This window comes from Nocardioides ureilyticus, assembly GCF_051280745.1.
Taxonomy (GTDB): domain Bacteria; phylum Actinomycetota; class Actinomycetes; order Propionibacteriales; family Nocardioidaceae; genus Nocardioides.
The window spans coordinates 25,158-50,727 of the sequence record NZ_JBNCOG010000026.1 but is presented as its reverse complement, the minus strand read 5'-3'; the positions used below and the strand labels follow the sequence as shown (position 1 = coordinate 50,727).

The following is a 25,570-nucleotide window of genomic DNA, read 5'->3' as shown; positions in this document are numbered from 1 at the left end:
GGCGGCCGGAGGCCCGGGAGCAGCGCCGGGCGCTCGAGCGGGCGGCCGGCCGGGCGGTGGACCTCGCCGACGACGCCCGCCGGGCGGCCAGGGTGCTCGGCCCGGTCGGGACGGCGGTCGACGTCGTGGTGGCTGCCGACAAGATCCGGGACGGCGCCTCCCCGTCCGAGACGGTCGTCTCGACCGCTGCGGGCGTCGCCGGAGCTGTCGGTGCGGCGGCTCTCGTGTCGGCCGGCGCGCCGATCGTGGTGCCCGCGCTCGCCGCGGGCGCGGGGGCGGTGGTCGCCTCCGAGACAGCCGGGTTCGTGTGGCGCCGGCTGCCGGACGGCTTCACCGAGGAGGTCGACGAGGCGGCCGCCGACGCATGGCACGCCGGGAAGAGGTTCCTCGAGGACGGTCTCGACCGGCTGGTGCCGGGATGAGCGCCGGCAGGCCCCGGGCCTTCCGGGCCGACCTCCGTCGCCGCGGCCTCCTCCTGCTCGCGCTCTTCGGCGGCCCCGGCCTGGTCCTCGCCGCCTTCGCCGAGGGCGCGATGCGCCTCCTCGGTGCCGCCACCCTGGTGGCCTGCTGCTGCCTGTGGTCGCTCGTCCGGCGTGTCCGGCGGCCGTCCGAGACGTTCGATCCCGGTGCCGGTCTCCCCGTCGTCATCGAGGCGGCGCGCCCGATCGCCCGCCTGCTCGCCGTCGCGTACGGCGCGACCCTGCTCGGCGTCGGTGCCGTGACCGTCCAGTTCGTGCTCGCCCCCGACGAGGAGTCCAACCGGCGTGCGGTGGGCTTCGTGGCGGTCGTGGTGCTCAGCATCCCGTCGGCCGCACGCCTGGCGTGGGGCGGGCGGCGGGCGTGGCGGCTGGAGCTCGACCGCTCCGGCATCCGCTACCGCGGCGGTCGCCGCGAGGAGCACGTCCCCTGGCCCGACCTGGGCGAGGTGGCGGTCGACGCGGACGACAGGTACCTCCTCCTGGGCCACCGCCAGCGCTGGCGGGAGCCGGTGTCGGTGCCGGTCGTCGGGTTCGACGTCCACCCGCAGCGCCTGGTCGAGCTCGTCGAGGAGACCCGGACGTCGGCCTCGTCACAACGCTGACCGGCATGGTTCGCGCCCGGACCGGGTATCTGCTCCTCAACCGATCCGGGGAGTGATTCCTTCATGGCAGCGAACACGTCCGCACCGAGCACCGCCGCGGCCGCCGACGGCCGCGACACGATGGTGGCGCTGGCGATGCTCTGGCTGGTCCCGGCGCTGGCCTTCCTGGCCGCGCTCCTGATGCTGGGCTGAGCCCAGCACAGACCAGCCAGCACCCAGCCAGCAGCACCACAGCAACAGCAACCACACCAGGGCCGCCGGGTGCTCACCGCACCTGACGGACCTCGAACGACGCCGGCGGGGTCGCGATGGCCTCCTGGGCAGCGACGAGCTGGATCTCGCGGGTGCCTGCCGCGATGGTCGCCTCCAGCACGGCGAAGACCGACGACGTGGTCCGGGACAGCGCCTCGGCCGGAGACCCGGTCGAGCGCAGGTGGGCCAGGTAGAGCGCTGCGGTGACGTCGCCGCAGCCGTTCGGGCTGATCGGCAGCAGCGGCGTCGTGACGACCCAGGCGCCGGCGTCCGAGACCGCCACGACGTCGAGGAACCCCTCCGCGACCTCGTCGTGGAGCACGCTGGTGACCAGCACGTCACGGGGGCCCCGCTCGCGGACGGCGTCGACCGCCTCCAGCACCTCGGCGAGCGAGCGCGTGGTGCGGCCCGCGAGGAAGTCGAGCTCGAAGTGGTTGGGCGTCAGCACGTCCGCCTGCGGGACGACCGTGTCGCGCATGAACTCCGGGATGCCGGGCCGGACGAACATCCCGCGTCCCACGTCCCCCATGACCGGGTCGCAGCAGTAGACCGCCTCGGGGTTGGCCGCCTTCACCTTGGCGACCGTGTCGAGGATGATCGCGCCGACCGCCGGGTCGCCCTGGTAGCCGGAGAGGACGGCGTCGGCCTCGCCGAGCACGCCGCGGTCCTCGATGCCGGCGATGACGTCGGCCACGTCGGCCGGCGCGAGGAGCGGGCCGCGCCAGGCGCCGTACCCCGTGTGGTTGGAGAAGTGGACCGTCAGCACCGGCCAGACCTCGTGACCCAGCCGCTGCAGCGGGAAGACCGCCGCGGAGTTGCCGACGTGGCCGTAGGCGACCGAGGACTGGATCGAGAGGATCTTCATCCCGCTGATCCAACCGTCCGACGCGTGGTCGAGCAAACTAGAACGAGTTACAGTTATGCCCTACTGTGGGCGCCGACACATTCCGGCAGTATGTGACGCGCCCGGCCCGAGCCGCCGCGCGAGCGCGACCACCAGCAGGGGACGAGATGGCACAGAAGGTCCAGAAGAACGAAGCCGACTACGTGGTGGTGGGCTCCGGCAGCTCCGGTGCCGCGATCGCCGGCCGGCTCGCGGAGTCGGGCGCGAGCGTCATCGTGCTCGAGGCGGGCAAGAGCGACGACCAGTTCCTCACCAAGAAGCCCGGCATGATCGGCCCGATGCACGCCGAGCCGAAGATCAAGCGGCTCAACGACTGGGGCTACTACTCGGTGCCGCAGAAGCACCTCCTGGACCGGAAGATGCCCGTCCCCCGCGGCAAGGTGCTCGGCGGCTCCAGCTCGGTCAACGGCATGGTCTACGTCCGCGGCAACCGCGCCAACTACGACGCCTGGGCCGCGGAGGGCTGCACCGGCTGGGACGCAGACTCGGTGAACGCGGCGTACAAGCGGATGGAGGACTACGAGGGGGGCGAGGACGCCTTCCGCGGCACGGGCGGCCCCATCCGGGTCACGCGCAACAAGGCTCCGCAGGAGGGGTCCCTGCAGTTCCTCCAGGCGACCGCCGACACGGTCGGCTGCAAGATCCTCGACGACTACAACGGGGCCTCGCAGGAGGGGGTCGGCCGGATGCAGCAGAACGCTGCCGACGGCCTGCGCTACAGCGCCTCCCGCGGCTACATCCACCACCTCGCGCCGCCGACGCTCGACGTCCAGACCCGGGTGCTGGTCACCAAGGTCGTCATCGAGAACGGTCGCGCCACCGGCGTCGAGGTGCAGGACAGGGACGGCAGCCGTCGCACGATCCGTGCCGGCAAGGAGGTCATCCTCTCGGCCGGCTTCGTCGGGTCCGCCCAGCTGCTCATGCTCTCGGGCATCGGCCACGCCCAGCACCTCAAGGACCACGGCATCCCCGTGGTCGCGGACCTGCCGGTCGGCGACAACCTCCACGACCACATGTTCCACGCGATGACCTTCCACGCGACGTCGTCCAGGATGCGCGGCAACGCGTTCTTCTTCGCCAAGGGCGTGGCCAGGGAGGTGCTGCGGCCCGGCTCGACGTTCCTCGCCAACTCCGTCTTCGAGGTGCTCGCCTTCCTCAAGAGCTCGCAGGCCACCGACGTGCCCGACCTCCAGCTGCACCTGCTGCCCTGGAGCTACGTCTCCCCGAACCAGGACGCCCCCGTCCGCCACGAGGTCTCCCCGCTGCCGGCGCTGACGGTCCTCACCACGCTGATCTACCCCCGCAGCAGGGGCACGCTCCGGCTGGCCTCGGCCGACCCGACGGCGGCGCCGCTCATCGACCCGCAGTACCTCGCCGAGTCCGCCGACGTCGACCTGCTGGCGGAGGGCTCGGAGCTGGTGCGCGAGATCATGGGCGCCGCCGCGTTCGGCGGCTCGGTCAAGGACGAGATCCACCCCGGCAAGGACCTCCGGGGCCCCGAGCTGCGGCAGGCGATCCTCAACCGGGCCACCTCGGTCTACCACGGCGTCGGCACCTGCCGGATGGGCGTCGACGAGCTCGCCGTGGTCACGCCCGACCTCAAGGTCCGCGGCGTCGAGGGGCTGCGCGTCTGCGACGCCTCGATCATGCCGTCGATCACCGGCGGCAACACCAACGCGCCCGCGATCATGATCGGCGAGCGCGGCGCCGACCTCGTCCTCGGGAGGGCCTGAGATGACCGCCACCGCCGACCGGCCGACCACCACGGGCACCGCCTCCGGCGCCGGCCCGGCCCCCGCGGGACCGCCACGACCGGCCTCGCTGACCGACACCTTCCTCCGTGGCCTGGTCGAGCGGGTGCCCGGGTCCGGCGGTGCGACGTGGTCGCTGACCGAGGTCTACACCGGGGAGACCCTGGTCGAGCTGCCGCAGTCGACGCCCGCCGACATCGAGCGCGCCTTCGCCGCTGCTCGGTCGGCCCAGCAGGAGTGGGCCGCCTGGCCGCTGCGCAAGCGGCTCAAGGTCTTCAAGAAGGCGCACGCGCTGCTGGTCGAGCACGCCCACACGACCGCGGACCTCATCCAGGCCGAGAGCGGCAAGAACCGCCGGATGGCCATCGAGGAGACCTGCGACCCGGTGATGGTGATCAGCCACTACCTCAAGCGGGCGCCGAGGCTGCTGGCCCCGGTGAAGCGCGGCGGCCCGGTCCCGCTGGTCTCCACCTCCACCGAGATCCGCCAGCCCAAGGGCGTCGTCGGCATCATCGCGCCCTGGAACTTCCCGTTCGCGACCGGCCTGTCCGACGCGATCCCGGCGCTGATGGCCGGCAACGCCGTCGTGCTCAAGCCGGACAACAAGACCGCCCTGTCCCCGCTCTACGGCATCTCCCTGCTCGAGAAGGCGGGCCTCCCGAAGGGGCTCTTCCAGGTCGTCTGCGGCGAGGGTCCCGACGTCGGTCCACCGCTCATCGACCGTGCGAACTACGTGATGTTCACCGGCTCGACCGCGACCGGCCGGGTCATCGGGGAGCGGGCGGGGCGCAACCTCATCGGCTGCTGCCTCGAGCTCGGCGGGAAGAACCCGATGATCGTGCTGGACGACGTCGACGTCGACGAGTGGGTCAACGGCGCGCTCTTCGGGGTCTTCGGCAACACCGGCCAGATCTGCATGCACATCGAGCGCATCTACCTCCCCGAGAGCCGGTACGACGAGCTCAAGGCGCGCTTCGTCGCCGCTGCCGAGGGCCTGCGGCTCGCCGCGGCGTACGACTTCGGTCCCGACCTCGGGTCGCTGGTCTCGGTCGACCACATGCAGCGCGTGCACGGTCACGTGCAGGACGCCCTCGCCAAGGGCGCCCGGCTGGTCACCGGCGGCAACCCGCGGCCCGACATCGGCCCGGCGTTCTTCGAGCCGACGATCCTCGAGGGCGTCACCAAGGACATGGCTGCCGGCTGCACCGAGACCTTCGGCCCGGTCGTGGCGCTGCACCGCTACCGGACCGTCGACGAGGCGGTCGCCCTGGCCAACGACACCGACTACGGCCTCAACGCCTCCGTGTGGGGTGCCGACCTCGACCGCGCCACCAAGGTCGCGGCGCGGATCCAGGCCGGCAACGTCAACGTCAACGACTCGCTCGCCACCGCCTACGCGTCCAAGGGCACGCCGTCGGGAGGCGTCAAGCAGTCCGGCGTCGGTGCCCGCCACGGCGACCAGGGCCTGCTGAAGTACACCGACGTGCAGAACCTCGCGGTGCTCAAGAAGCAGGTGATGGGCGCGCGGCCCGGGCAGGACTACGACGAGTACGTCAAGGGGATGCTCACCGGGTTGAAGATGATGCGCCGCACGCGGATCCGCTGACCGGCAGCCGCCAGTCGACCCCCGGAGCCCCCTGCTCCTCGAGCAGCCGGTTCACCCGGCTGAAGGGCCGCGAGCCGAAGAAGCCACGGCTCGCCGAGAGGGGCGAGGGGTGCACGGACTCCACGGACGGGGTCGCGCCCAGCATCGGCTTGAGGCCCTGGGCGTCCCGGCCCCAGAGGATGGCCGCCAGCGGCCCGCCCCGGCCCACCAGGGCCTCGATGGCGCAGGCCGTCACCTCCTCCCAGCCGCGACCGCGGTGCGAGGCGGAGGCGCCGGGGCGGACCGTCAGCACCCGGTTGAGCAGCATGACCCCGGCGTCGGCCCAGGCGGTGAGGTCGCCGTGCTCGGGGCTCTCGATCCCCAGGTCGCTGCGGAGCTCGGTGTAGATGTTCGCCAGCGACCGCGGGACCGGCCGCACGTGGGCGTCGACCGCGAAGCTGAGCCCGATCGGGTGCCCGGGCGTCGGGTACGGGTCCTGGCCCACCACGAGCACCCGGACGTCGGCCATCGGGCGGGCGAAGGCCCGGAACACGTGGTCGCCGGCCGGCAGGTAGCCGTGGCCGGCCGCGACCTCCTCGCGCAGGAAGGACCCCAGCGCCGCGATCCGCCCGTCGACCGGGGCGAGCGCCTCCGCCCAGTCCGGGGCGACGAGGCCCTTGGCGAGGAGTCCGGCGAGCGCGCTCACCCGCCCGAGGCTAGGGGACGACCGGCACGAGGTCGCGGTGAGGGAGGCGACGTGCACCACAGCTCTAGAATCGTGTCCGATCCGGGTGCCGCCCTACAGTCCGGGCTGTGCCTGCCGAGACCCTCGGGCCCACCTCTCCTCGCCGGGTGCCCACCCAGGAGCGGAGTCGACGTCGGGTGGCGCGGATCCTCGACGCCGCGGCCCGGCTGGTGGTCGAGCGCGGGGTGGACTCGATCACCACGCGCGACATCGCCCAGGCGGCCGGGGTCCCCGTGGCCTCGCTGTACCAGTACTTCGCCGACCGCGACGACGTGCTGCTGGCGCTCGCGGAGCGCGACATGGCCGAGATGGACGAGCAGGTGGCCGCGGACGTGGCGGCCCTCGAGGAGCCGTCGATCCCGGTGCTCGTGCGCACGGTGATGCAGGCGTTCGTCTCGGTCTACCACCGGCGCTCCGCCTTCGTCGTGCTCTACCTGCGCGGACGCACCAACGTCGCGGTGCACCGGTTCGGGCGCGAGCACAACGCCAAGGTGGCGGCCGCGCTCCTCGACCATGCCCGCTCGACCGGCCTCGCCGGACCGGGGCTCACGCCTCGGGTCGTCCAGCTGGCGGTCGAGGTCGGCGACCGGGTCTTCCAGCTGGCCTTCGAGCACGACCTGCACGGCGACGCGGAGACCATCGAGGAAGGGATCCAGCTGGTGACCGCCTACCTCGAGAAGGCCGGCTCCCTGGACGCGCGGTCGTGAGGCGTCGGACGCGTCAGCCGGTGCTGGGCCAGACAGGGTCGGGTCGGCTGAGGCGGTCGAGGAAGGTCAGCAGCAGCGCCTCGCGCATCGCGGGCGAGGCCAGGTCGAGCATCGCGTTGACCTCCGCCATCCGCTCCGGCAGCGCCAGCTCGCCGTCCCGGCCCTCTCCGCCCTCGCCGACGAGTCCGGAGGCGGCCAGCAGGCCGTCGAAGTCCGCGTCGCTCAACGTGGCCGGGTCCAGGGACCGGATGTAGTCGGCGATGCCCGGGTCCACGACGACCGGCCCCGCCGCGACGGCCGCGGCCACCGAGTCGCGGAGCGCCGCGAGCAGGTCCTCGACCGAGCCGAGGGTCGCCGCGCTCACCGACAGGTGGATGGTGGGCGGCTGCTCGCCGTAGGACATCTGGGGCTGGACGTACCAGCCGCGGGCGGCCATCTCGTCGCAGACCGTGAAGGCGTCGCAGGTGCCGTCGGTGGCCAGGGCCACCAGGGTGGAGTCGGGTGCGACCACCAGCCGCAGGGCCGGGACGTCGGCCAGCCCGGCCACGATCCGGTCGACCGCCTCGAGCACGTCGGCCGTGAGCCGCTCGTAGCCGGCGTCGCCGAGGGTCCGCACGACCGCCCAGGCACCGGCCGTCGGGCCGCCGGAGCGCGTCGACTGCAGGGTGGCGTTGAGCATCGTGTAGCCCGGCCACGCCGCCGACGCGAAGAGCTGCGGCCGACGTAGCTCGGGCGTGCGGTGCAGCAGCAGCGAGGTGCCCTTCGGGGCGTAGCCGTACTTGTGCAGGTCCACGCTGATCGAGGTCACCCCCTCGACCGCGAAGGTCCACGGGCGGACGGTCCGGCCGAGCCGGGCGGCGTACGGCAGGACCCAGCCGCCGATGCAGGCGTCGACGTGGCAGCGCACGCCGCGGGCGGCGGCCAGCGCGGCGAGCTCGGTGACGGGGTCCACCACGCCGTGGGCGTACGACGGTGCGCTGGCGACCACGAGCACGGTGCTGTCGTCGACGGCGGCCTCGGTGGCCGCGACGTCGGCACGGAAGTCGGCGCCGACAGCGACCAGCCGCGCCTCCACGCCGAAGTAGTGGGCGGCCTTGTGGAAGGCGGCGTGCGCCGTGGCCGGCAGCACCATGGTCGGCCGGGCCACGTCGGGGCGTGCGTCCCTCGCGGCCTGGACCGCGAGCAGCACCGACTCGGTGCCCCCGGAGGTGACCGTGCCGACGACGGACCCCGGCGCGTCCAGCAGCCGGGCCGCGAAGCCGACCAGGTCGTTCTCCATCCGCAGCAGGCTCGGGAAGGCGGCCGGGTCCAACCCGTTGGACCCGGCGTACGCCGCCACGGCCTCGCGCCCGACCCGGTCGACCTCCGCGAGCCCGGAGTCGTAGACGTAGGCCAGCGTGCGGCCGCCGTGCACCGGGAGGTCGTCCTGCTGCATCCGGTGGAGGGCGGCGAGGGTCTCCTGGGCTGTCGCCGGGGATGCATCGGTCACGCGTCGACCTCCGTGGCGTCGAGGGTGTAGCGGGCCAGCCAACCCAGGCTGACCAGCACGAGCAGGGCGGGCAGCAGCGAGAACCCCAGGACGATGGCGGTGACCGCGCTCCCGGGCTGGCTCACCGCCCCGCCGGTCGAGGACTGGTAGTCGCCCACGGCGAGCACGAGCGCGAAGACGGCGGGACCCAGCGCCAGGCCGAGGGTCTCGCCCGCGGTCCAGACGCCGGTGTAGACGCCGACCCGGTTGCTGCCGGTGCGCCGGGCGTCGACCGCCGCCGCGTCGGGCAACATCGCCATCGGGAAGACCTGGCACCCGGCGTACCCCACCCCCGCCAGCGCCACCGCGGCGTAGACGGCGGCGGCGGGCGCGGAGTCGGCCACCACCGACCCGGCCGCGCCGAGCGCGAGGAGGAGCGAGGACGCGACGTACCCGCGCTTCTTGCCGACCCGCTGGCCCACGGCCGACCACACCGGGGTGAGGAGCAGGGCGGGGCCGACGAAGCAGAGGAACAGCACGGTGCTGGCGGCGGTGCTGTCCAGCACGTCGCCGGCGAGGTAGTCGACGCCGGCGAGCATCGCCCCGGTCGCGAGCGCCTGGACGACGAAGGTCGTGAGCAGCAGCCGGAAGTCGCGGGCCGTCGCGACGATCCGCAGCTGGTCGCGGAGCGTGCCGGCGCCCGGCTGCGCCGCGGCCACCGGTGCCCGTCGGGTGCCGGCGTAGGACGCCAGCACGCCGACCAGGATGACCAGCGCCATCACCACGCCCATGACCCGGTAGCCGTCACGGCCGCCGACCGCGTCCCGGATCAGGGGAGCGGTGCCGCCGGCGACCAGGATGGTCGACGCCAGGATGACCACCCGCCAGGTCATCAGCCGGGTGCGCTCGTCGTAGGAGGAGGTGAGCTCCGCGGGCATGGCGACGTAGGGCACCTGGAAGAAGGCGTACGCCGACGCGCAGGCCAGGAAGCAGGCCAGCACCCAGGCCGCCTCGAGACCGGTGGCCATCGAGGGCACCGCGAAGATCAGCGCGAAGGTGGCCGCCAGCGGCAGGCCACCCCGCAGCAGCCACGGTCGGCGCGGGCCCCTCGGGTCGACGGTCCGGTCGCTGATCCGGCCGGCCACGGGGTTGAGGACCACGTCCCAGGCCTTGGGCAGGAAGACGATGACGCCTGCGAGCAGCGCTGTGATGCCGAGCGAGTCGGTGAGGAACGGCAGCAGCATGAGCCCGGGCACGGTCCCGAACGCGCCGGTGGCGACCGATCCCGACCCGTAGCCGATCCGCACGCCCTGGGGGAGCGGCCCCGGCGCCGGCGGGGCGCCGGTCGGGTGGCCGGCCAGGTGGACGGCCAGGTCGCCGCTCAGGTCACGGGCCACGTCGCCGGCCACGTCAGCGGCCCAGCGACCGGGAGCCCGCGGACCCGTAGCGCCGCGAGCGGCTGGTGCCGAGCGTCGGCGGGGCCGGCGCCTCCCGGTCCGACCACTGCTCGAGCCACTCGTCGAGCACCTGCCAGGTCGTGCCGCGGGCGCGGCGGCCGGTCAGCATCCCCAGGTGGCCGCCGGGCACGATCTCGAAGCGGACCTCCTCGGCGGAGGACAGGTGCGGCAGCAGCGCCCGGACGGCCGAGACGGGCGCGATTCCGTCGTTCGCGCCGGCGAAGACCAGGGTCGGGTGGGTGATCGACTCCAGCCGGATGGTGCGCTCGCCCAGCTCCACCTCGCCGGTGCTGAGCACGTTGCCCTTGACGAAGCGGTGGTAGAGCTGGCCGAAGCTGCGGCCCGGGTAGGCGTACATGTTGGCGGTGAACCGGTCGACGGCCTCCAGTTGCGCCAGGAAGTCGGTGTCGTCGAGGTGGGTGGCCACCGCGAGCGGCCTGGTGACCAGCTTCTGGAACGACGAGAGCTGGAAGGCCCACCGCACCAACGGGGCCGGCGCCCCGCCCATCGCCTGGTAGGCGCGGGTCACCGCGCCACGGCCGTCGGTGCGGTTGAGGTTCAGCAGCGGCCGCAACGGTGCCACGATCGGCACCTGCGAGACGTCGAAGGGCGTGCCGACCGCCGTCAGCGACGCGATCGGCAGGTCGGGGTGGTCCGCGGCCGTCAGCAGGGTGAAGATCCCGCCGAGCGACCATCCCACGACGTGGACGGGGCGGCCGCCGGCGTGGGCGGACACCTCCCGGACCGCCGCCGGCACGACCTCGTCGACCCAGTGCTCCATGCCGAGCGAGCGGTCGCGGAAGGAGACCTGGCCGTACTCGACGAGGTACGTCGGCCGGCCGCCCTCCAGCAGGTGCTCGACCAGCGAGCAGCCCCGCCGCAGGTCGAAGCAGATGGCCGGCGCCGCCAGCGGGGTCACGAGGAGCACCGGGTCGCCCTGCTCCCGGACGGTCGCTCGCGGACGGTAGTGGTAGAGCTGGCGCAGGGTGCCCTCGTCGATGAGCGTGCGCGGCATCGGCCGGAGGTCGGCCAGGCCGCCGTAGAGCACCTTGTGCGCCACGTTCCCGGCCGCCGAGACGACCTGGTCGGGCTTGGGGACGAGGTCCATGGGGGGAAGGTACCTGCGCCAGCGGGTACCGCACAGGGCATGAGGTGGACCAAGCTCGCCACGGCCGGTGCCGCTGCCCTCGGGGCGGTCGCCGCCCACGACGTCACGCAGCGCAAGCACGCGATCCTCCGGAATTTCCCGGTGGTCGGCCACCTGCGCTTCCAGCTGGAGCGCTTCGGCCCCGAGCTGCGGCAGTACATCGTGACGTCGAACGACGAGGAGCGCCCCTTCAGCCGCGACCAGCGCCGGTGGGTCTACGCCTCCTCGAAGGGGGAGAACACCTACTTCGGCTTCGGCACCGACAACGACGTGGAGCGCGACGTCGGCTACCCGATCATCAAGCACCGGACGTTCACCGGTCCGGGCGCCACCACCGACCGGCACGCCGAGGAGGGCGTGCCGCTGCCGATGGGCAAGGTGCTCGGCGGCCCTCGTGGCCGGGCCAAGGCGTTCCGCCCCGGCTCGGTCGTCAACATCTCGGGCATGAGCTTCGGGTCGTTGTCCGGCCGGGCGATCGAGGCGCTCAACAAGGGCGCGGCCATGGCCGGCTGCCTGCAGAACACCGGCGAGGGCGGGCTCTCGCCGTACCACCGCAACGGCGGGGAGCTGATCTTCCAGATCGGCACCGCGTACTTCGGCTGCCGCGACGCCGAGGGCCGCTTCGACCTCGACCGGCTCAAGGCGCTCGTCGACTCGGCGCCGGTGCGGGCGCTGGAGGTCAAGCTGTCGCAGGGCGCCAAGCCGGGCCTCGGAGGGATGCTGCCCGGCGCCAAGGTGAGCGAGGAGATCGCCGAGACCAGGGGGATCCCCGCCGGCGAGGACTGCGCCTCGCCGAGCCGGCACACGGCCTTCTCCGACGTCGACTCGATGCTCGACTTCGTCGAGCTGCTCGCGAGCGAGACCGGGCTCCCCGTGGGGATCAAGTCGGCCGTCGGCGACCTCGACTTCTGGGACGAGCTGGTCAGCCTCATGTCGTCGCGGGAGCGAGGGGTCGACTTCGTCAACATCGACGGCGGGGAGGGTGGCACCGGCGCGGCCCCGCTGGTCTTCGCCGACTCGGTCGCCTACCCGTTCCGGGTCGGGTTCACCGAGGTCTACAAGCGGTTCGCCCGTGCCGGGCTCCACGACGAGGTGACGTTCTTCGGCGCCGGCAAGCTGGGGCTGACCGAGAACGCCGTGGTGGCGTTCGCGCTCGGGCTCGATGGCGTCAACGTCGGCCGGGAGGCCATGCTCTCGATCGGGTGCATCCAGGCGCAGAAGTGCCACGCCGACACGTGTCCGACGGGCGTCGCGACCCAGGACCCGTGGCTGGTGCGCGGGCTGGACCCGGAGCTGAAGTCGGTCCGCGCAGCGACGTACGTCCGCTCGCTGCGCCGCGACCTGCTCAAGGTGTCCGAGGCGGTCGGGGTGGTGCACCCGGCGCTGATGGGACCCGGCGACATCGACCTCCTCGACGGCACCCGGTGCGCCACCTCCTTGGGAGAGCTCTACGGCTACGAACCGGGCTGGGGCTGTCCCGGCCCCGAGGTGACCGCCACGGTCGAGGACCTCATGCGCGGCCGGCTGCCCGACGACCGGCACCCCGTGCGGACCTGACCGTCGAGGGCGGGGAGGGTCAGGAGCGCCGGGCGGGACGCACGGCCTTCCCGTGCGAGCCGGGGATCTCGCCGAGCTCGGACATGAAGGAGTCGGCCCAGGCGGCGACGTCGTGCTGCGTCACCGTCCGGCGCATCGCCCGCATCCGCCGGGTCGTCTCCCGCGAGTCGGCGTGGTAGGCGTCGAGCAGCGCCGACTTCATCCCGTTGATGTCGTAGGGGTTGACCAGCCACGCCTGCCGCAGCTCGTCGGCGGCACCGGCGAACTCCGAGAGCACGAGGGCGCCGGTGTCCTCGAAGCGGCACGCGACGTACTCCTTGGCGACCAGGTTCATGCCGTCGCGGTACGGCGTCACGACCATGACGTCGGCGGTCCGGTAGAGCGCCGCCATCTCCTCGCGGGGGTAGGAGGAGTGCAGGTAGCTGATGGCGGGCCGGCCGATGCGGCCGAGGTCGCCGTTGATCCGGCCGACGAGGCGGTCGATCTCGTCGCGCAGGATGCGGTACTGCTCGACCTGCTCCCGCGAGGGGACGGCGACCTGGACGAAGACCGCGTCCTCGACGTCGAGGTGGCCGTCGGCGATCAGCTCGGCGAAGGCGCGGAGCCGGGCGTAGATGCCCTTGGTGTAGTCGAGCCGGTCGATGCCGAGGAAGACCTTGCGCGGGTTGCCGAGTGCCGCCCGGATCTCCTCGGCGCGCGCGGCGACCGGCTCGGACCGCGCGAGGGACTCGAAGCCGGCGGCGTCGATGGAGATCGGGAAGGCCTTGGCCCGCACGGTCCGGCCGTCGGGCAGGTAGACCAGGTCGCGGTGCGTCTTGTGCCCGACGCGCTGGCGGACCAGGCGGATGAAGTTCTGGGCCGCGCCGGGCAGCTGGAAGCCGACCAGGTCCGCGCCGAGCAGGCCCTCGAGGATCTGCCGGCGCCACGGCAGCTGCTGGAACAGCTCGGCCGGGGGGAAGGGGATGTGCAGGTAGAAGCCGATGCGCAGGTCGGGCCGTAGGTCGCGGAGCATCTGCGGCACCAACTGCATCTGGTAGTCGTGCACCCACACCGTCGCACCCTCGGAGGTCAGCTCCGCGGCGCGCTCGGCGAAGCGCCGGTTGACCGCGACGTAGGCGTCCCACCACTCGCGGTGGAACTCCGGCTTGGCGACCAGGTCGTGGTAGAGCGGCCACAGGGTGCCGTTCGAGAAGCCCTCGTAGTGGCCCTCGATCTCCTCGCGGGTCATCGACATCGGCACCAGCTTCATGCCGTCGTCCTCGAAGGGCTCCATGCCCTGGTCCGTGCCGCCGGGCCAGCCCATCCAGGTGCCGTCGTTGGCACGCATCACCGGCTCGATGGCCGTCACCAGGCCGCCGGGCGAGCGCCTCCACCCGGGTGTGCCGTCGGCCAGGTGCACCCGATCGACGGGCAGCCGGTTCGCGACGACGACCAGATCCGCTGACACGCCGCCCACCCTAGGGGAGCGCACAACCGCTCCCCGCCCCACGCCACGGGTCGGCCAGGTCCTCAGCCGAACCGGACGCCGATCTGCTCGCGCAGCGAGTCCAGCTGCCCCATCAGGAGCAGCGTCTGCGCGTGCGGCACCCACGGGCTCTCGCGGAGCCCCTCCCGCAGGCACCGGCCGACCTCCGCGATCTCGTTGCCGTAGCCCCGGCCGACCACCTGCTCGTCGGCAGTGATCTCGACCGGCTCGGCGGAGTCGTGGCGCCCGCCGTCGCCGTACGGCGTGAAGGTGGCGCGGGTCGGGTGGTGGAACTGCGGCACGTCGATGCGTCCGAGGTCGGTGGCGATGGCCGCCGCGCGGGAGGACCAGGAGGTCATCGAGGCCGACATCGAGGCCAGCGCGCCGCCGGGGTAGCGCCCTGCGACGGCCACGTCGAGGTCGATGCCCCGGTCCGACAGGGCGGCGGTCGCGGTCAGCTCCTGGGCCTCGCCGAGCAGCAGGTGCGCGAAGGTCAACGGGTAGATCCCCATGTCGAGCAGGGCGCTCGCGCCCAGCGCCGGGTCGAGCATCCGGTCGCCGGGGTCGGCGTCGACCCGGAAGCCCAGCTCCGCGTGCAGGTGCCGCGGCGTGCCGAAGCGGCCCGACCCCAGCTGGGCCGCGAGCTCACGCACCAGCGGGTGGCACGCGGTCCACATCGCCTCCATGAGGAACCGGTCCGCCTCGGTCGCCAGGCGGACCATCTCCTCGGCGTCGGCCAGGGTGAGGGTCACTGGCTTCTCGCACAGCACGTGCTTGCCGGCCGCGAAGGCCATCCGCGCGTGCTCGAGGTGGAACGCGTGGGGGCTGGCGAGGTAGACGACGTCGACGTCGGGGTCCGCCACCAGCGCGGCGTACGACCCGTGCGCGCGCGGTGCCTCGCAGCCGTGCGCCCGGGCGTGCTCCTCGGCGAAGGCGCGGGCCGACTCCAGCCGCCGGGACCCCACGGCCACGATCGCCGCGTCCTCCACGAGCGCGAGGTCGGCGGCGAAGCTCCGGGCGATCTTGCCGGGCGCCAGCACGCCCCAACGGATGGTCTCGGTCACGCCGGGGAGCCTGGCACACCGTCCGAGGGCGACGCCGCCGATGACGCGCCGGGCGGACCCGGCGATCCGAATGACATCGATGTCGTTCGTCGCCTACAGTGGTGCGCGGACGACCATCGGACACCATCGGACACCGGGAGACTGCGCATGGACGCCGCGAACGCCCTCCACGGCCAGGAGGCCGGTCACGAGGCCGGTCACGAGGCTGCGGCCACGCCGGCCCTGAGCGACCGCGACCGCGAGATCCTCGAGTTCGAGCGCCAGTGGTGGAAGTACGCCGGCGCCAAGGAGACCGCGGTCCGCGAGAAGTTCGACATGAGCTCGACGCGGTACTACCAGGTGCTCAACGCGCTCATCGACCGCCCGGAGGCCCTGGCGGCCGACCCGCTCCTCGTCCGTCGGCTGCGCCGCCTCCGGTCCCAGCGCCAGCGCCAGCGCTCCGCCCGCCGGCTCGGCTTCGAGGTCTGAGCGCGATGCGCCACCGGGACCAGCGCGGCATCGTCTTCCCCTCGCCGGTGGTGATGCTCAGCATCATCGCGGTCGCGATGGCCGCCGTCGCGTTCGTCGCGACCCGCGGCGGCGAGCCCACCGAGAAGGAGATCACCACGATCTCCCGTGAGGCGACGCCCAGTGCGACGCCGACGCCGAGCGCGGCGCCCGAGAAGAAGAAGCAGAAGCCGAAGCCGCCGGCGATCGAGCGCGGCAAGGTCTACGTCGAGGTCTACAACAACTCGGGGATCACCGGGCTCGCGGGCACCGTCGCGGACAGCGCCGGCCGGGCCGGCTGGCAGGTCGTCGGCTCCGACAACTGGTACGGGACGATCCCGGCCACCACTGTCTACTACCCGGCCCGGCTCGAGCGGGCGGCCAAGCTGCTCGCCCTCGACCTGGGCATCGAGCGGACCGCCCCGGCGGTCGACCCGATGCGGCTGGACCGGCTCACCGTCATCCTCACCGGCGCGCTCGACTGAGCCTGCCCGGGCGCCTGCGGGGCGGCCCGCGAGGACCGCGCTGCCGGCGTTCTGGTTGGGTGGTGCCATGGAGTTCACCTCGGCCGAGGGAGAGCAGAGGTACGCCGCGCTCGTGCGCGCGGCGTCACGGGCCGTGGTCGGCCTGGACTTCGACGGCACGCTGTCGCCGATCGTCGAGGACCCGACGAAGGCGCACGTCCACCCCGACGCCGGCCAGGTCCTGCGTGAGCTGAGCGCCGAGGTCGCCGCGATCGCGGTGGTCACCGGGCGCCCGGCCCGCCAGGCGCTCGACCTGGGCGGCCTCGAGGAGGTCGGGGCCGACGTCGCGGCGGCCGGCAAGCACCTGTTCGTGCTCGGCCAGTACGGCAACGAGCGGTGGTCCTCCGAGCGGCGCCGGATCGTCTCGCCCCGCCCGCCGGCCGGCCTGTCGACGTTCCTGCGTGAGCTGCCGCGGGCGCTGCGCGAGGCCGACGCGGCCGAGGCGTGGGTGGAGGACAAGGGGCTCGCCCACGCCGTCCACACCCGGCGGCTGCCCGACCCCCAGGGCGCCCACCAGCGGCTCCTCCCCGTCCTGCGCGACCTGGCCGGGCGCAACGGCCTGGCCGTCGAGCCCGGCCGGCACGTGATCGAGGTGCGCGCCCCCGGGATGGACAAGGGCAAGGCGGTCGAGGTGCTCGCCGAGGAGGTCGGCGCCGGGGCGTTCCTCTTCGCGGGCGACGACCTGGGCGACGTGCCGGCGTTCAAGGCGCTGCGGACGATGGCCGACGGCGGCATGCCCACGCTCCTGGTCTGCTCGGCCTCCGAGGAGGAGAACGCCCTCGTCGAGCTCGCCGACGTGGTCGTCGACGGCCCGGACGGGGTCCTCGACCTGCTGCGGCAGCTCACCGCCGACGCCCGCGCCACCCGCTGACCCGTTGAGTCGTCACTTCTGACCGTCGAGTCGGGACTCCTCGCCGTCGAGTCGGGAAATCTCCTGCCACCCAGCGGCCTGGTGGTGCCCGCGCGTCCACATGGTGGGCCCGATGTGCACATGGTGAGACACCGCCGTACAGTTCTTCCCAGCTCATCCAGAGGGACAGAGGGAACGGCCCTGTGAAGTCCCGGCAACCGCCAACGCGCCTCCGCCCCCGGTCACCCCGGGTCGGTCGTCGGTAACGGTGCCAATTCCGCCCGGCACGACCGTCGTGACCCGGGGAAGATGAGAAGGAGGAATCATGAGCGCTGTCCCCACCGTCGAGCCCACCACTGAGCAGGGTGCCGAGGGCACCGCGATCCGCGAGGGTGCCTTCGGGAACGCGAAGGCCCTGACCTGTCGCGAGTGTGGCCACCAGGTCCCGCTCGGTCCGCACTACGCGTGCAGCGAGTGCTTCGGGCCGCTGGAGATCGCCTACGACTTCCCGCAGGTCACCCGCGAGGAGATCGAGGCCGGCCCCCGCAACATCTGGCGGTACAAGGCCCTGCTGCCGGTGCCGACCGACATCGAGACCAGCCCGAACACCGAGCCGGGCTTCACCCGCCTGCTGGAGGCGCGCAACCTCGCCGCCGAGCTCGGGATGACCAAGCTGTGGGTCAAGGACGACTCGACCAACCCGACGAACTCCTTCAAGGACCGGGTCGTGGCCTGCGCGCTGAGCGCCGCCCGCGAGTTCGGGAGCAAGGTCTTCGCCTGTCCGAGCACCGGCAACCTCGCCAACGCCGTCGCCGCCGCCGGGGCCCGTGCCGGGATGAAGACGGTCGTGTTCATCCCGAGCAACCTCGAGCAGCCCAAGCAGGTCAACTCCGCGGTCTTCACCGACTCGCTGGTCGCGGTCAACGGCAACTACGACGACGTCAACAAGCTCGCCTCGGAGATCGCCGGCGAGGAGGACGGGTGGGCGTTCGTCAACGTCAACGTCCGTCCCTACTACGCCGAGGGCTCCAAGACCCTGGGCTACGAGATCGCCGAGCAGCTCGGCTGGCGGCTGCCCGACCAGATCGTCATCCCGGTGGCCAGCGGCTCGCAGCTGACCAAGGTGCACAAGGCGTTCCAGGAGCTGATCAAGCTCGGGCTGGTCGAGGACAAGCCCTACAAGGTGTACGGCGCGCAGGCCGCCGGCTGCTCGCCGGTCTCGGTCGCCTACAAGGCCGGGGTCGACGCGATCCGCCCCGTCAAGCCCGACACGATCGCCAAGAGCCTGGCCATCGGCAACCCGGCCGACGGCATCTACGTGCTCGACGTGTGCCGGCAGACCGGCGGGGCGGTCGAGGACGTCACCGACGACGAGGTGCGCGAGGCGATCGTGCTGCTCGCGCGCACCGAGGGCATCTTCACCGAGACCGCGGGCGGCACCACGGTCGGCGTGCTGCGGAAGCTGGTCGAGTCCGGCCAGCTCGACACCTCGCTCGAGACCGTCGTCATCAACACCGGCCACGGCCTCAAGACGCTCGACGCGGTCTCCGGCTCCGTGGCGCCGGCCGCGACCATCGACCCGTCCTACGCCGCCTTCGCCGCGACCGGCCTGGCCTGAGCGCCCGGCCCGAGCGCCCGGCCGTCGGACCCACCCACCAGCAGAGGATCAGCACCATGAGCGTCTCCGTCCGCATCCCGACCATCCTGCGCACCTACACGGGCGGGGAGTCCGAGGTGACCGCGACCGGCGGCACCCTCGCGGAGGTCCTCGACGACCTCGACAGCAGCTACACCGGCATCAAGGGGCGGATCCTCGACGACAACGGCGCGCTGCGCCGCTTCGTCAACGTCTACGTCGGCAACGACGACGTCCGGTTCCTCGACGACCTGGCCACCCCCACGCCGGACGGCACGCAGGTCTCGGTCATCCCCGCCGTCGCGGGTGGCTGATCCCCTAGGGTCGGCGCCGTGGTAGGTGACCTGACGCACCGGGAGAACGACGGACCCGCTCTCGCACGGCGGGTCATGCTCGTGGACCTCGACAGTGTCGCGCAAGCAGACGCCTGGCGCTCCTGGGGGAGTCGTGAAGCAGCACGGCGGCTGGGCGGCGCGGTGCGTGCGGCTGTGCTGCTCGAAGGACTGCTCGTGGTCACCGCGGCTCAGCTCTTCGACGGGCGGTACCTCCTTGCGCTGGGGCCGGATGGCCTGGCCCGGTTGCTCGGCTGTGACCATGAGCTCCCCGTGCTCGCGATCTGCCAGGGCGGCAAGCTCTCGGCGGATCTGGCGCGGATGCGATCGGACAGCGGCTTCCACTGGTCGGCGCTTGCAGCCGGTGACCTCAGCCGGCGCGAGCTCGAGGAGCGGCAAGAGCGCTGGCTGGACGCCTTCGGAGAGCAGCGGTTCGAAGCGGCCGCCTACGAGACTCCGACAGGAGCGCTGGAGGCGCAGGTCGGCAACCACCTGTGGCCGCAGGACGTCGACGCGTCGGTGCTCGGCGCTCACCGGGAGCCGTCGATGGATCCGGTGCCGGTGGATGGTCTGTCGCGCTCCGCGGTGTGGGACGGTCTTGTCGCGCGGGCCGAGCACGGGGTGATCACGCCCGAGCAGGCCACCGCCCTGCGGGCGTGGTGGAACGAGCCCTACCTGCAGATGGTGGCTCGCACCAACCACGCGTCGTGGCTCTCGTTCAGTGGCATCGATGCTGGTGCGCATGCCGGTGGCGAACGAGGGCCGGGCTCGCAGAAGAGGCGGCCCGTCCCCGGCGCGCAGCCGTTGCACCGGAAGCCGCCGGCCACCCTCGCTGTGAGGGGAAGCCTGCTCGACGACCTGGCTGCGATGCCGACCTCCGTCTACGAGGCGGGCGCTCACCGGGCCCGCGCGGCTCGACAAGCGTGGCGCGACCGACCGGACCGGCGGACGCTGGCCGACCTGACCTACGCGATGTCAACCGTCGTCGCGCAACCGACCCCCCGTCCCCGGGTCATGGTCTGGGCTGGGGTCCGTCTCACCGTGGTCCTCTTGCTCGCCCTCTACATCGCTGTCGCGGACGTGGTGGGCGCGCGCGATCGAATCGTCACGATGACCGTGGCTGCAGCAGCGTTCTTCTCGACCGTCCCGTGGGCGGACCTGGAGCGGCTGCGGTCGGCGCGGGTCGGCCGGCTCCGCGGCTTAATGCAGGTGACGACGTGAGCGGCGATGGCTGGGTGACCGTGTGGGGGACGACCGAGCCGCCGATCCGGGTCGAGCGCGCGACTGGGCCCACCGGCCTGGAGCTGCACCGGGTCGTGGTCGGCAACGCCTTGCCCGGAGCGGTCGTGCTCGCCGAGCGCGACGACGAAGTGCTGCTCGTGAGCCAGTACCGGCCCGCGATCGGGAGGCGCTGTTGGGAGCTGCCACGCGGGTTCGCCGACCACTCGGATGGTGGCGACCCGCTCGTGGCGGCGGCACGCGAGCTCTTCGAGGAGACCGGTCTCGTCCTGGAGGGCAGTCGGTCGATCGGTTCCGTCTATCCCGACACGGGGCTCCTCGCCGGGGCGGTCGCGATCGTCGCGGGGACAGTTGCCCACGACGACGACCCCGGCGATCCAGGCACCGATGGTGAGGTCGACGAGGTCAGGTGGGTCGACCGGCACCGCTTCCGCTCGATGGTCGAGTCTGGCGAGATCTGCGACGGCATCAGCCTTGGTGCGGCGCTCGTCGGCCGCTGGTGCTAGCGGATGACCCGGGTACTGCTGGCCACCTTCTGCCTGCTCCCGGACGGTGAGGCCGGCGGCGAGCTGCTCCTCGCCGCGCTGGCCGAGCGGGGCGTCGAGGCGCGCTGGGCGGTCTGGGACGACCCGGCCGTGGACTGGGCCTCCGCCGACCTGGTCGCGGTGCGCTCGACCTGGGACTACCACCGCCGTTGTGCTGAGTTCCTGGCGTGGGCGCGCTCGGTCGAGCGGTCGACCCGGCTGCTCAACGGGGCCGACGCCTTCGCGTGGAACGCCGACAAGGCCTACCTGCTCGACCTGGGCGGCGTCGCGACCGTGCCGACCTCGCTGGTCGAGGACCCGGTGCTGGTGCCCACGCTGGCCGCCGCCCTCGAGCGCTGGGGGACCGTGGTCGTGAAGCCGCGGACCGGTGCCGGCGGGGTCGGGGTCGTCGTCGCCGACCGGGTCGACGACCCGCGGCTGGAGGGCCTGGTCGCCGGTCCCTGGGTGGCGCAGCCGCTGGTGGAGTCGGTGCGGACGGCGGGGGAGAGCTCGGTGCACGTGCTCGGCGGCGTGCCGGTCAGCCAGGTGGACAAGCGCCCGGCCGGCGGGGAGATCCGGGTCCACGAGCTGTACGGCGGCCACGCGGCGCCGGCCCCGCTCGACCCGGCCCGCGCCGAGGTCGCCCGGGCGGCGGTCGCAGCCGCGGCCGCGCGGCTCGGTGCGGCTCCGTCGTACGCGCGGGTGGACCTGGTGGAGCTGGCCGGCGCGTGGGTGGTCAGCGAGCTCGAGCTGATCGAGCCGGGGCTCTACCTCGACGTCGTCCCCGGGCTCGCGGGGCGTTTCGCCGACCTGGTCGTCGCGGAGCTCGACCGGCTGTGAGGCGTCTTGCACTCGACGGGTGCGAGTGCTAAACATGGCATTGGCACTCTTACCATGAGAGTGACAAACCGGAGCGGTGTCAGCTGAGGTTCGTTCGCGCCGGCGAGAAAGGGTTCGCCGGGTCTGCAGGACCGTCCGTCGCGGGCAGCCCATCGAGCCGGATCCGCAACTTCCAGCGTGAGGAATCGCAGGAATGCCCAAGCTGATTGCTTTCAACGAGGAGGCCCGGCGCGGCCTCGAGCGTGGCATGAACACGCTCGCCGACGCCGTCAAGGTCACGCTCGGTCCGAAGGGCCGCAACGTCGTCCTCGAGAAGAAGTGGGGCGCGCCCACCATCACCAACGATGGTGTGAGCATCGCCAAGGAGATCGAGCTCGAGGACCCCTACGAGAAGATCGGCGCCGAGCTGGTCAAGGAGGTCGCCAAGAAGACCGACGACGTCGCCGGTGACGGCACGACGACGGCGACCGTCCTGGCCCAGGCGATGGTGCGCGAGGGTCTGCGCAACGTGGCGGCCGGCGCGAACCCGATGGGTCTCAAGCGCGGCATCGAGGCGGCTGTCGAGGCCGTCTCCGAGCAGCTGCTGAACATGGCCAAGGACGTCGAGACCAAGGAGCAGATCGCCTCCACGGCCTCGATCTCCGCCGCTGACACCACCGTCGGCGAGATCATCGCCGAGGCGATGGACAAGGTCGGCAAGGAAGGCGTCATCACCGTCGAGGAGTCGAACACCTTCGGGCTCGACCTCGAGCTCACCGAGGGCATGCGCTTCGACAAGGGCTACATCTCGGCGTACTTCGTCACCGACCCCGAGCGGATGGAGACGGTCCTCGAGGACCCCTACATCCTCATCGCCAACTCCAAGGTCTCGAACGTCAAGGACCTGCTGCCGCTGCTCGAGAAGGTCATGCAGTCCGGCAAGCCGCTCGTCATCCTCGCCGAGGACGTCGACGGCGAGGCGCTCTCGACCCTGGTCGTGAACAAGATCCGCGGCACCTTCAAGTCCGTCGCGGTCAAGGCGCCGGGCTTCGGTGACCGCCGCAAGGCCATGCTGCAGGACATCGCGATCCTGACCGGCGGCCAGGTCATCTCCGAGGAGGTCGGCCTGAAGCTGGAGAACGCCGGCATCGAGCTGCTCGGCCAGGCCCGCAAGGTCGTCATCACCAAGGACGAGACCACCATCGTCGAGGGCTCGGGCGACGCCGACCAGATCGCCGGTCGGGTCAACCAGATCCGCGCCGAGATCGAGAAGTCGGACTCCGACTACGACCGCGAGAAGCTGCAGGAGCGCCTGGCCAAGCTGGCCGGCGGCGTCGCGGTGATCAAGGTCGGCGCGGCCACCGAGGTCGAGCTCAAGGAGCGCAAGCACCGCATCGAGGACGCCGTCCGCAACGCGAAGGCGGCCGTCGAGGAGGGCATCGTCGCCGGCGGCGGCGTGGCCCTGGTGCAGGCCGCGGCCACCGCGTTCGACAAGCTGGACCTGTCGGGCGACGAGGCCGTCGGCGCCAACATCGTCCGCTTCGCCACCGAGGCCCCGCTCAAGCAGATCGCGATCAACGCCGGTCTCGAGGGCGGCGTCGTGGCGGAGAAGGTCCGCAACCTGGAGGCCGGTCACGGCCTCAACGCGGCCACCGGCGAGTACGTCGACATGCTCGCCGAGGGCATCATCGACCCGGCCAAGGTGACCCGCTCGGCGCTGCAGAACGCCGCGTCGATCGCCGCGCTGTTCCTCACCACCGAGGCCGTCGTGGCCGACAAGCCGGAGAAGGCCGCCCCCATGGGTGGCGACCCGTCCGGCGGCATGGGCGGCATGGACTTCTGAGTCCTGCCGACTCCTGACCCGCACCACCAGCAGGGCCCCGCTCCGGCGGGGCCCTGCTGCCGTTCCCGGGCACGGCGGCCGTGCGAGGCTGGGACCGTGGATGCCGAGAGCCGCCGGACCAGGTTCGAGGCGCTGGCGCCCGGTCTGGTCGACCCGCTGCGGCGCTACCTCGCCCGGCGGACCGACGCGGCCACGGCCGACGACGTCCTCTCCGAGACGCTGCTCGTCTGCTGGCGACGGGTCGACGAGCTGCCGCCGGACCCGCTGCCGTGGGCGTACGGCGTGGCGCGCCACGCGCTCGCGAACGCCGAGCGCGGCGCCCGGCGCCAGCGCCGGCTCGCCGCCCGGGTGGCGGTCGTCGACCCGCCGCGTGAGTCGGTCGCCGGCCCGGGTGACGAGGCGGCGGTCGACGTCCCGCTCGAGGAGGCGCTGGCCGCGCTGCGCCCGGCCGATGCCGAGCTGCTCCGGCTGTGGGCGTGGGAGGAGCTCGGTCCCTCGGAGATCGCCACCGTCCTCGGGCTCACGCCGAACGCGGTGAGCATCCGGCTCCACCGGGCCAGGCAGCGGCTCGCCGAGGAGCTGCGAAAGATCGGCGCCCGTGCCGGACATGAGAAGTCGAGGAAGGGCGGTGCGCGGTGAACCAGCGCGACGACGACCACGACGGGCACGACGAGCAGCACGACGACCGGCAGCTGCGGGCGCGGCTGCAGGCCGCGGACCCCGCCTCCTCCCTCGCCCCGGCCGACCCGACCCGGGTGGCCCGACTCCTGGAGGCAGCGATGTCCGAGACCCCTCAGCAGCGTAGGAACCCCTTGACCTGGCTGGCCGCGGCCGCCGCCGTGGTGGTGATCGGCGGTGTGGCGCTCGCCGCCGCGCTCGGTGGTGACGGGGAGACGCCCCCGACCGAGGGCGAGGTCCCGGCGGCCCAGCCCGCCGTGCTCACCCTGGAGGCGCCGGGCGCGGGCGCGGGTCGGTGCATGATCCCGAACGCCCGGGCCCTCGCCATGCAGGAGGTCGCCTTCCTCGGTGTCGTCGAGGAGGTCGGCGACGATGTCGTCGAGCTGACGGTCGAGGAGACCTACGCCGGCACCGAGGCGTCGACCGTCGAGGTCGCCGCGCCGTCCGGCGACCTCTCCCCGACCGTGGGGGAGGTCGACTTCCGGGAGGGGGAGCGGTACCTCGTCTCGGCGACCGACGGCCGGGTCACCGCCTGCGGCTTCAGCGGCCCGGCGACCGAGGACCTCCAGGCGCTCTACGACGAGGCCTTCGCCGGGTGAGTCGAGGATGATCCACGGGTTCGTGCTCGCCGCCGGTGCCGGCACCCGCATGGGCCGCCCCAAGGCGCTGGTCGACGACTGGCTGGCCCGGGCGGTGGCCGCGCTGGCGCAGGGCGGGTGCGACCGGGTCACCGCGGTCCTCGGTGCCCGGGCCGAGGAGGCGGTCGCGCTCCTGCCTCACGGGGCGGACCACGTCGTGGCTGCGGACTGGACCGACGGCATGTCCGCCTCCCTGCGCACCGGCCTGGCCGCCGCCGACCCGGCCGCCGACGCCGCCGTGGTCACGCTGGTCGACCTGCCCGACGTGACGGCCGCGGTGGTCGCGCGGGTGGCCTCCCACGCAGCACCCGCGGCGCTGGCGCGCGCGGCGTACGGCGGGAGGCCCGGCCATCCCGTGCTGCTGGGCCGCGACCACTGGGCCGGTGTGCTGGCCGGCGCCGCGGGCGACGAGGGCGCCAAGCCCTACCTGGCGGTCCGCGAGGTGGACCTGGTCGAGTGTGGCGACCTGGCGACGGGCCGGGACGTCGACTCCCGCTAGGACGGCGGCTCGGACGGCACCCGCCGGATCCGCACCGGCCCTCGGGCGCCGGCGACGTCGACGACCTCGCCGCGCTGGGTGACCTCGACCGCGCCGGTCGCAGCCAGCCGGCCGGCCGCCTCGCGCGCCGGCGCCATCAGCCGCCGCCAGTCGGCCTCCCCGCCGACCGCCCGGGCCGCCTCGGACGGGCAGATGGTCCGGCCCGGCTCCCGTCGGTCGAGCAGGTCGAGGATCCCCCGCTCGAGCCGGGCGCCCAGCTCGCTGTCGTCCACGGGGTCGAGTCAACCAACCGGGGCCCAACACCCGGAGTCGTAGCCTC

27 protein-coding genes and 1 riboswitch are annotated in these 25,570 nt (G+C 73.0%); of the genes, 19 read left to right on the top strand and 8 right to left on the bottom strand.

From position 1 onward, the window contains the following. The 3 genes from ACSMHG_RS14555 to ACSMHG_RS14545 form a co-directional block, all read left to right on the top strand. Positions 1–422: hypothetical protein (locus tag ACSMHG_RS14555; RefSeq protein WP_435746345.1), on the top strand; the 422-nt coding region annotated here is incomplete at its 5' end. Beyond that, positions 419–1,081: a hypothetical protein gene (locus ACSMHG_RS14550; RefSeq protein ID WP_435746343.1), complete on the top strand. Its 663-nt coding sequence runs from the start codon at positions 419–421 to the stop codon at positions 1,079–1,081. The genes ACSMHG_RS14555 and ACSMHG_RS14550, both read left to right, overlap by 4 nt. 63 nt (positions 1,082–1,144) lie before the next feature. Next, the gene (locus tag ACSMHG_RS14545; protein WP_435746341.1) at positions 1,145–1,273 is read left to right on the top strand and encodes a hypothetical protein; all 129 of its coding nucleotides are present in this window, start codon (positions 1,145–1,147) and stop codon (positions 1,271–1,273) included. A 73-nt stretch (positions 1,274–1,346) separates the two neighbouring features. Here the strand turns inward: ACSMHG_RS14545 and pdxY are convergent, their stop codons facing one another. Next, positions 1,347–2,198 (bottom strand): pyridoxal kinase PdxY, encoded by an 852-nt coding sequence (pdxY, locus tag ACSMHG_RS14540; protein WP_435746339.1) that lies wholly within the window; start codon positions 2,196–2,198, stop codon positions 1,347–1,349. Positions 2,199–2,344: 146 nt separating this feature from the next. Between pdxY and ACSMHG_RS14535 the strand changes: the two genes are divergently transcribed. Both ACSMHG_RS14535 and ACSMHG_RS14530 read left to right on the top strand, forming a co-directional pair. Then, positions 2,345–3,970: a GMC family oxidoreductase gene (locus ACSMHG_RS14535; protein WP_435746337.1), complete on the top strand. Its 1,626-nt coding sequence runs from the start codon at positions 2,345–2,347 to the stop codon at positions 3,968–3,970. A gap of 1 nt (position 3,971) precedes the next feature. Further along, positions 3,972–5,594 carry a succinic semialdehyde dehydrogenase gene (locus ACSMHG_RS14530; protein WP_435746335.1) on the top strand — a complete coding sequence of 541 codons (1,623 nt, stop codon included), beginning with the start codon at positions 3,972–3,974 and terminating at the stop codon, positions 5,592–5,594. Here ACSMHG_RS14530 and ACSMHG_RS14525 read toward each other — a convergent pair. Then, positions 5,554–6,279 (bottom strand): uracil-DNA glycosylase, encoded by a 726-nt coding sequence (locus tag ACSMHG_RS14525; protein ID WP_435746333.1) that lies wholly within the window; start codon positions 6,277–6,279, stop codon positions 5,554–5,556. The two genes, ACSMHG_RS14530 and ACSMHG_RS14525, sit on opposite strands and share 41 nt — an antisense overlap. 107 nt (positions 6,280–6,386) lie before the next feature. Here ACSMHG_RS14525 and ACSMHG_RS14520 point away from each other — a divergent pair, with 107 nt between their 5' ends. Next, positions 6,387–7,025, top strand: coding sequence for a TetR/AcrR family transcriptional regulator (locus tag ACSMHG_RS14520; protein WP_435746331.1), 639 nt, complete (start codon positions 6,387–6,389; stop codon positions 7,023–7,025). 13 nt (positions 7,026–7,038) lie between these two features. Here ACSMHG_RS14520 and ACSMHG_RS14515 read toward each other — a convergent pair whose 3' ends face one another. Genes ACSMHG_RS14515 through ACSMHG_RS14505 form a run of 3 tightly spaced genes read right to left on the bottom strand, consistent with a single transcriptional unit; the run spans position 7,039 to position 11,058 of the window. Further along, a complete protein-coding gene (locus ACSMHG_RS14515; RefSeq protein WP_435746329.1) occupies positions 7,039–8,514 on the bottom strand; it encodes a pyridoxal phosphate-dependent decarboxylase family protein in 1,476 nt (491 codons plus the stop codon). Next, positions 8,511–9,890: an MFS transporter gene (locus ACSMHG_RS14510; protein WP_435746327.1), complete on the bottom strand. Its 1,380-nt coding sequence runs from the start codon at positions 9,888–9,890 to the stop codon at positions 8,511–8,513. The genes ACSMHG_RS14515 and ACSMHG_RS14510 overlap by 4 nt, the downstream gene beginning before the upstream one ends. Before the next feature lie 13 nt (positions 9,891–9,903). Further along, entirely contained in the window at positions 9,904–11,058 is a 1,155-nt protein-coding gene (locus ACSMHG_RS14505) for an alpha/beta fold hydrolase (protein WP_435746325.1), read from the bottom strand. 39 nt (positions 11,059–11,097) lie between these two features. Here ACSMHG_RS14505 and ACSMHG_RS14500 point away from each other — a divergent pair, with 39 nt between their 5' ends. Then, positions 11,098–12,654 carry a glutamate synthase-related protein gene (locus ACSMHG_RS14500; RefSeq protein ID WP_435746323.1) on the top strand — a complete coding sequence of 519 codons (1,557 nt, stop codon included), beginning with the start codon at positions 11,098–11,100 and terminating at the stop codon, positions 12,652–12,654. 19 nt (positions 12,655–12,673) lie between these two features. Here the strand turns inward: ACSMHG_RS14500 and ACSMHG_RS14495 are convergent, their stop codons facing one another. Then, complete coding sequence (locus ACSMHG_RS14495) at positions 12,674–14,110, bottom strand: alpha,alpha-trehalose-phosphate synthase (UDP-forming) (RefSeq protein WP_435746321.1); 1,437 nt, start codon at positions 14,108–14,110, stop codon at positions 12,674–12,676. 53 nt (positions 14,111–14,163) lie between these two features. Continuing rightward, the gene (locus ACSMHG_RS14490; RefSeq protein ID WP_435746319.1) at positions 14,164–15,183 is read right to left on the bottom strand and encodes a Gfo/Idh/MocA family protein; all 1,020 of its coding nucleotides are present in this window, start codon (positions 15,181–15,183) and stop codon (positions 14,164–14,166) included. Between the two features lie 147 nt (positions 15,184–15,330). On the opposite strand from ACSMHG_RS14490, the gene napA reads away from it, so the two are divergent. From napA to ACSMHG_RS14430, 12 genes are all read left to right on the top strand, one after another. After that, positions 15,331–15,651, top strand: a complete 321-nt coding sequence (gene napA, locus ACSMHG_RS14485) for a nucleoid-associated protein NapA (protein ID WP_435746317.1) — start codon at positions 15,331–15,333, stop codon at positions 15,649–15,651. A gap of 5 nt (positions 15,652–15,656) precedes the next feature. Next, complete coding sequence (locus ACSMHG_RS14480) at positions 15,657–16,154, top strand: LytR C-terminal domain-containing protein (protein ID WP_435746315.1); 498 nt, start codon at positions 15,657–15,659, stop codon at positions 16,152–16,154. Positions 16,155–16,221: 67 nt separating this feature from the next. Further along, complete coding sequence (otsB, locus tag ACSMHG_RS14475) at positions 16,222–17,064, top strand: trehalose-phosphatase (RefSeq protein WP_435746313.1); 843 nt, start codon at positions 16,222–16,224, stop codon at positions 17,062–17,064. A gap of 150 nt (positions 17,065–17,214) precedes the next feature. Continuing rightward, a riboswitch (SAM riboswitch) is annotated at positions 17,215–17,359 on the top strand. Positions 17,360–17,368: 9 nt separating this feature from the next. Further along, positions 17,369–18,661 (top strand): threonine synthase, encoded by a 1,293-nt coding sequence (gene thrC, locus ACSMHG_RS14470; RefSeq protein ID WP_435746311.1) that lies wholly within the window; start codon positions 17,369–17,371, stop codon positions 18,659–18,661. Positions 18,662–18,717: 56 nt separating this feature from the next. Then, positions 18,718–18,993, top strand: a complete 276-nt coding sequence (locus tag ACSMHG_RS14465; RefSeq protein ID WP_435746309.1) for a MoaD/ThiS family protein — start codon at positions 18,718–18,720, stop codon at positions 18,991–18,993. A 75-nt stretch (positions 18,994–19,068) separates the two neighbouring features. Beyond that, complete coding sequence (locus tag ACSMHG_RS14460) at positions 19,069–20,232, top strand: hypothetical protein (RefSeq protein WP_435746307.1); 1,164 nt, start codon at positions 19,069–19,071, stop codon at positions 20,230–20,232. Next, the gene (locus ACSMHG_RS14455; RefSeq protein WP_435746305.1) at positions 20,229–20,756 is read left to right on the top strand and encodes an NUDIX hydrolase; all 528 of its coding nucleotides are present in this window, start codon (positions 20,229–20,231) and stop codon (positions 20,754–20,756) included. Before ACSMHG_RS14460 ends, ACSMHG_RS14455 begins: the two co-directional genes overlap by 4 nt. Before the next feature lie 3 nt (positions 20,757–20,759). Continuing rightward, a complete protein-coding gene (locus ACSMHG_RS14450) occupies positions 20,760–21,614 on the top strand; it encodes an ATP-grasp domain-containing protein (RefSeq protein ID WP_435746303.1) in 855 nt (284 codons plus the stop codon). Between the two features lie 193 nt (positions 21,615–21,807). After that, positions 21,808–23,436 carry a chaperonin GroEL gene (gene groL, locus ACSMHG_RS14445; RefSeq protein ID WP_435746301.1) on the top strand — a complete coding sequence of 543 codons (1,629 nt, stop codon included), beginning with the start codon at positions 21,808–21,810 and terminating at the stop codon, positions 23,434–23,436. A gap of 96 nt (positions 23,437–23,532) precedes the next feature. Continuing rightward, entirely contained in the window at positions 23,533–24,075 is a 543-nt protein-coding gene (locus ACSMHG_RS14440) for an RNA polymerase sigma factor (protein ID WP_435746299.1), read from the top strand. Further along, complete coding sequence (locus ACSMHG_RS14435; RefSeq protein WP_435746297.1) at positions 24,072–24,713, top strand: hypothetical protein; 642 nt, start codon at positions 24,072–24,074, stop codon at positions 24,711–24,713. The genes ACSMHG_RS14440 and ACSMHG_RS14435 overlap by 4 nt, the downstream gene beginning before the upstream one ends. Before the next feature lie 7 nt (positions 24,714–24,720). Then, positions 24,721–25,251 carry a nucleotidyltransferase family protein gene (locus ACSMHG_RS14430; RefSeq protein ID WP_435746295.1) on the top strand — a complete coding sequence of 177 codons (531 nt, stop codon included), beginning with the start codon at positions 24,721–24,723 and terminating at the stop codon, positions 25,249–25,251. Here the strand turns inward: ACSMHG_RS14430 and ACSMHG_RS14425 are convergent. Further along, positions 25,248–25,523, bottom strand: coding sequence for a DUF3253 domain-containing protein (locus ACSMHG_RS14425; RefSeq protein WP_435746293.1), 276 nt, complete (start codon positions 25,521–25,523; stop codon positions 25,248–25,250). The two genes, ACSMHG_RS14430 and ACSMHG_RS14425, sit on opposite strands and share 4 nt — an antisense overlap. Positions 25,524–25,570: the final 47 nt, after the last annotated feature.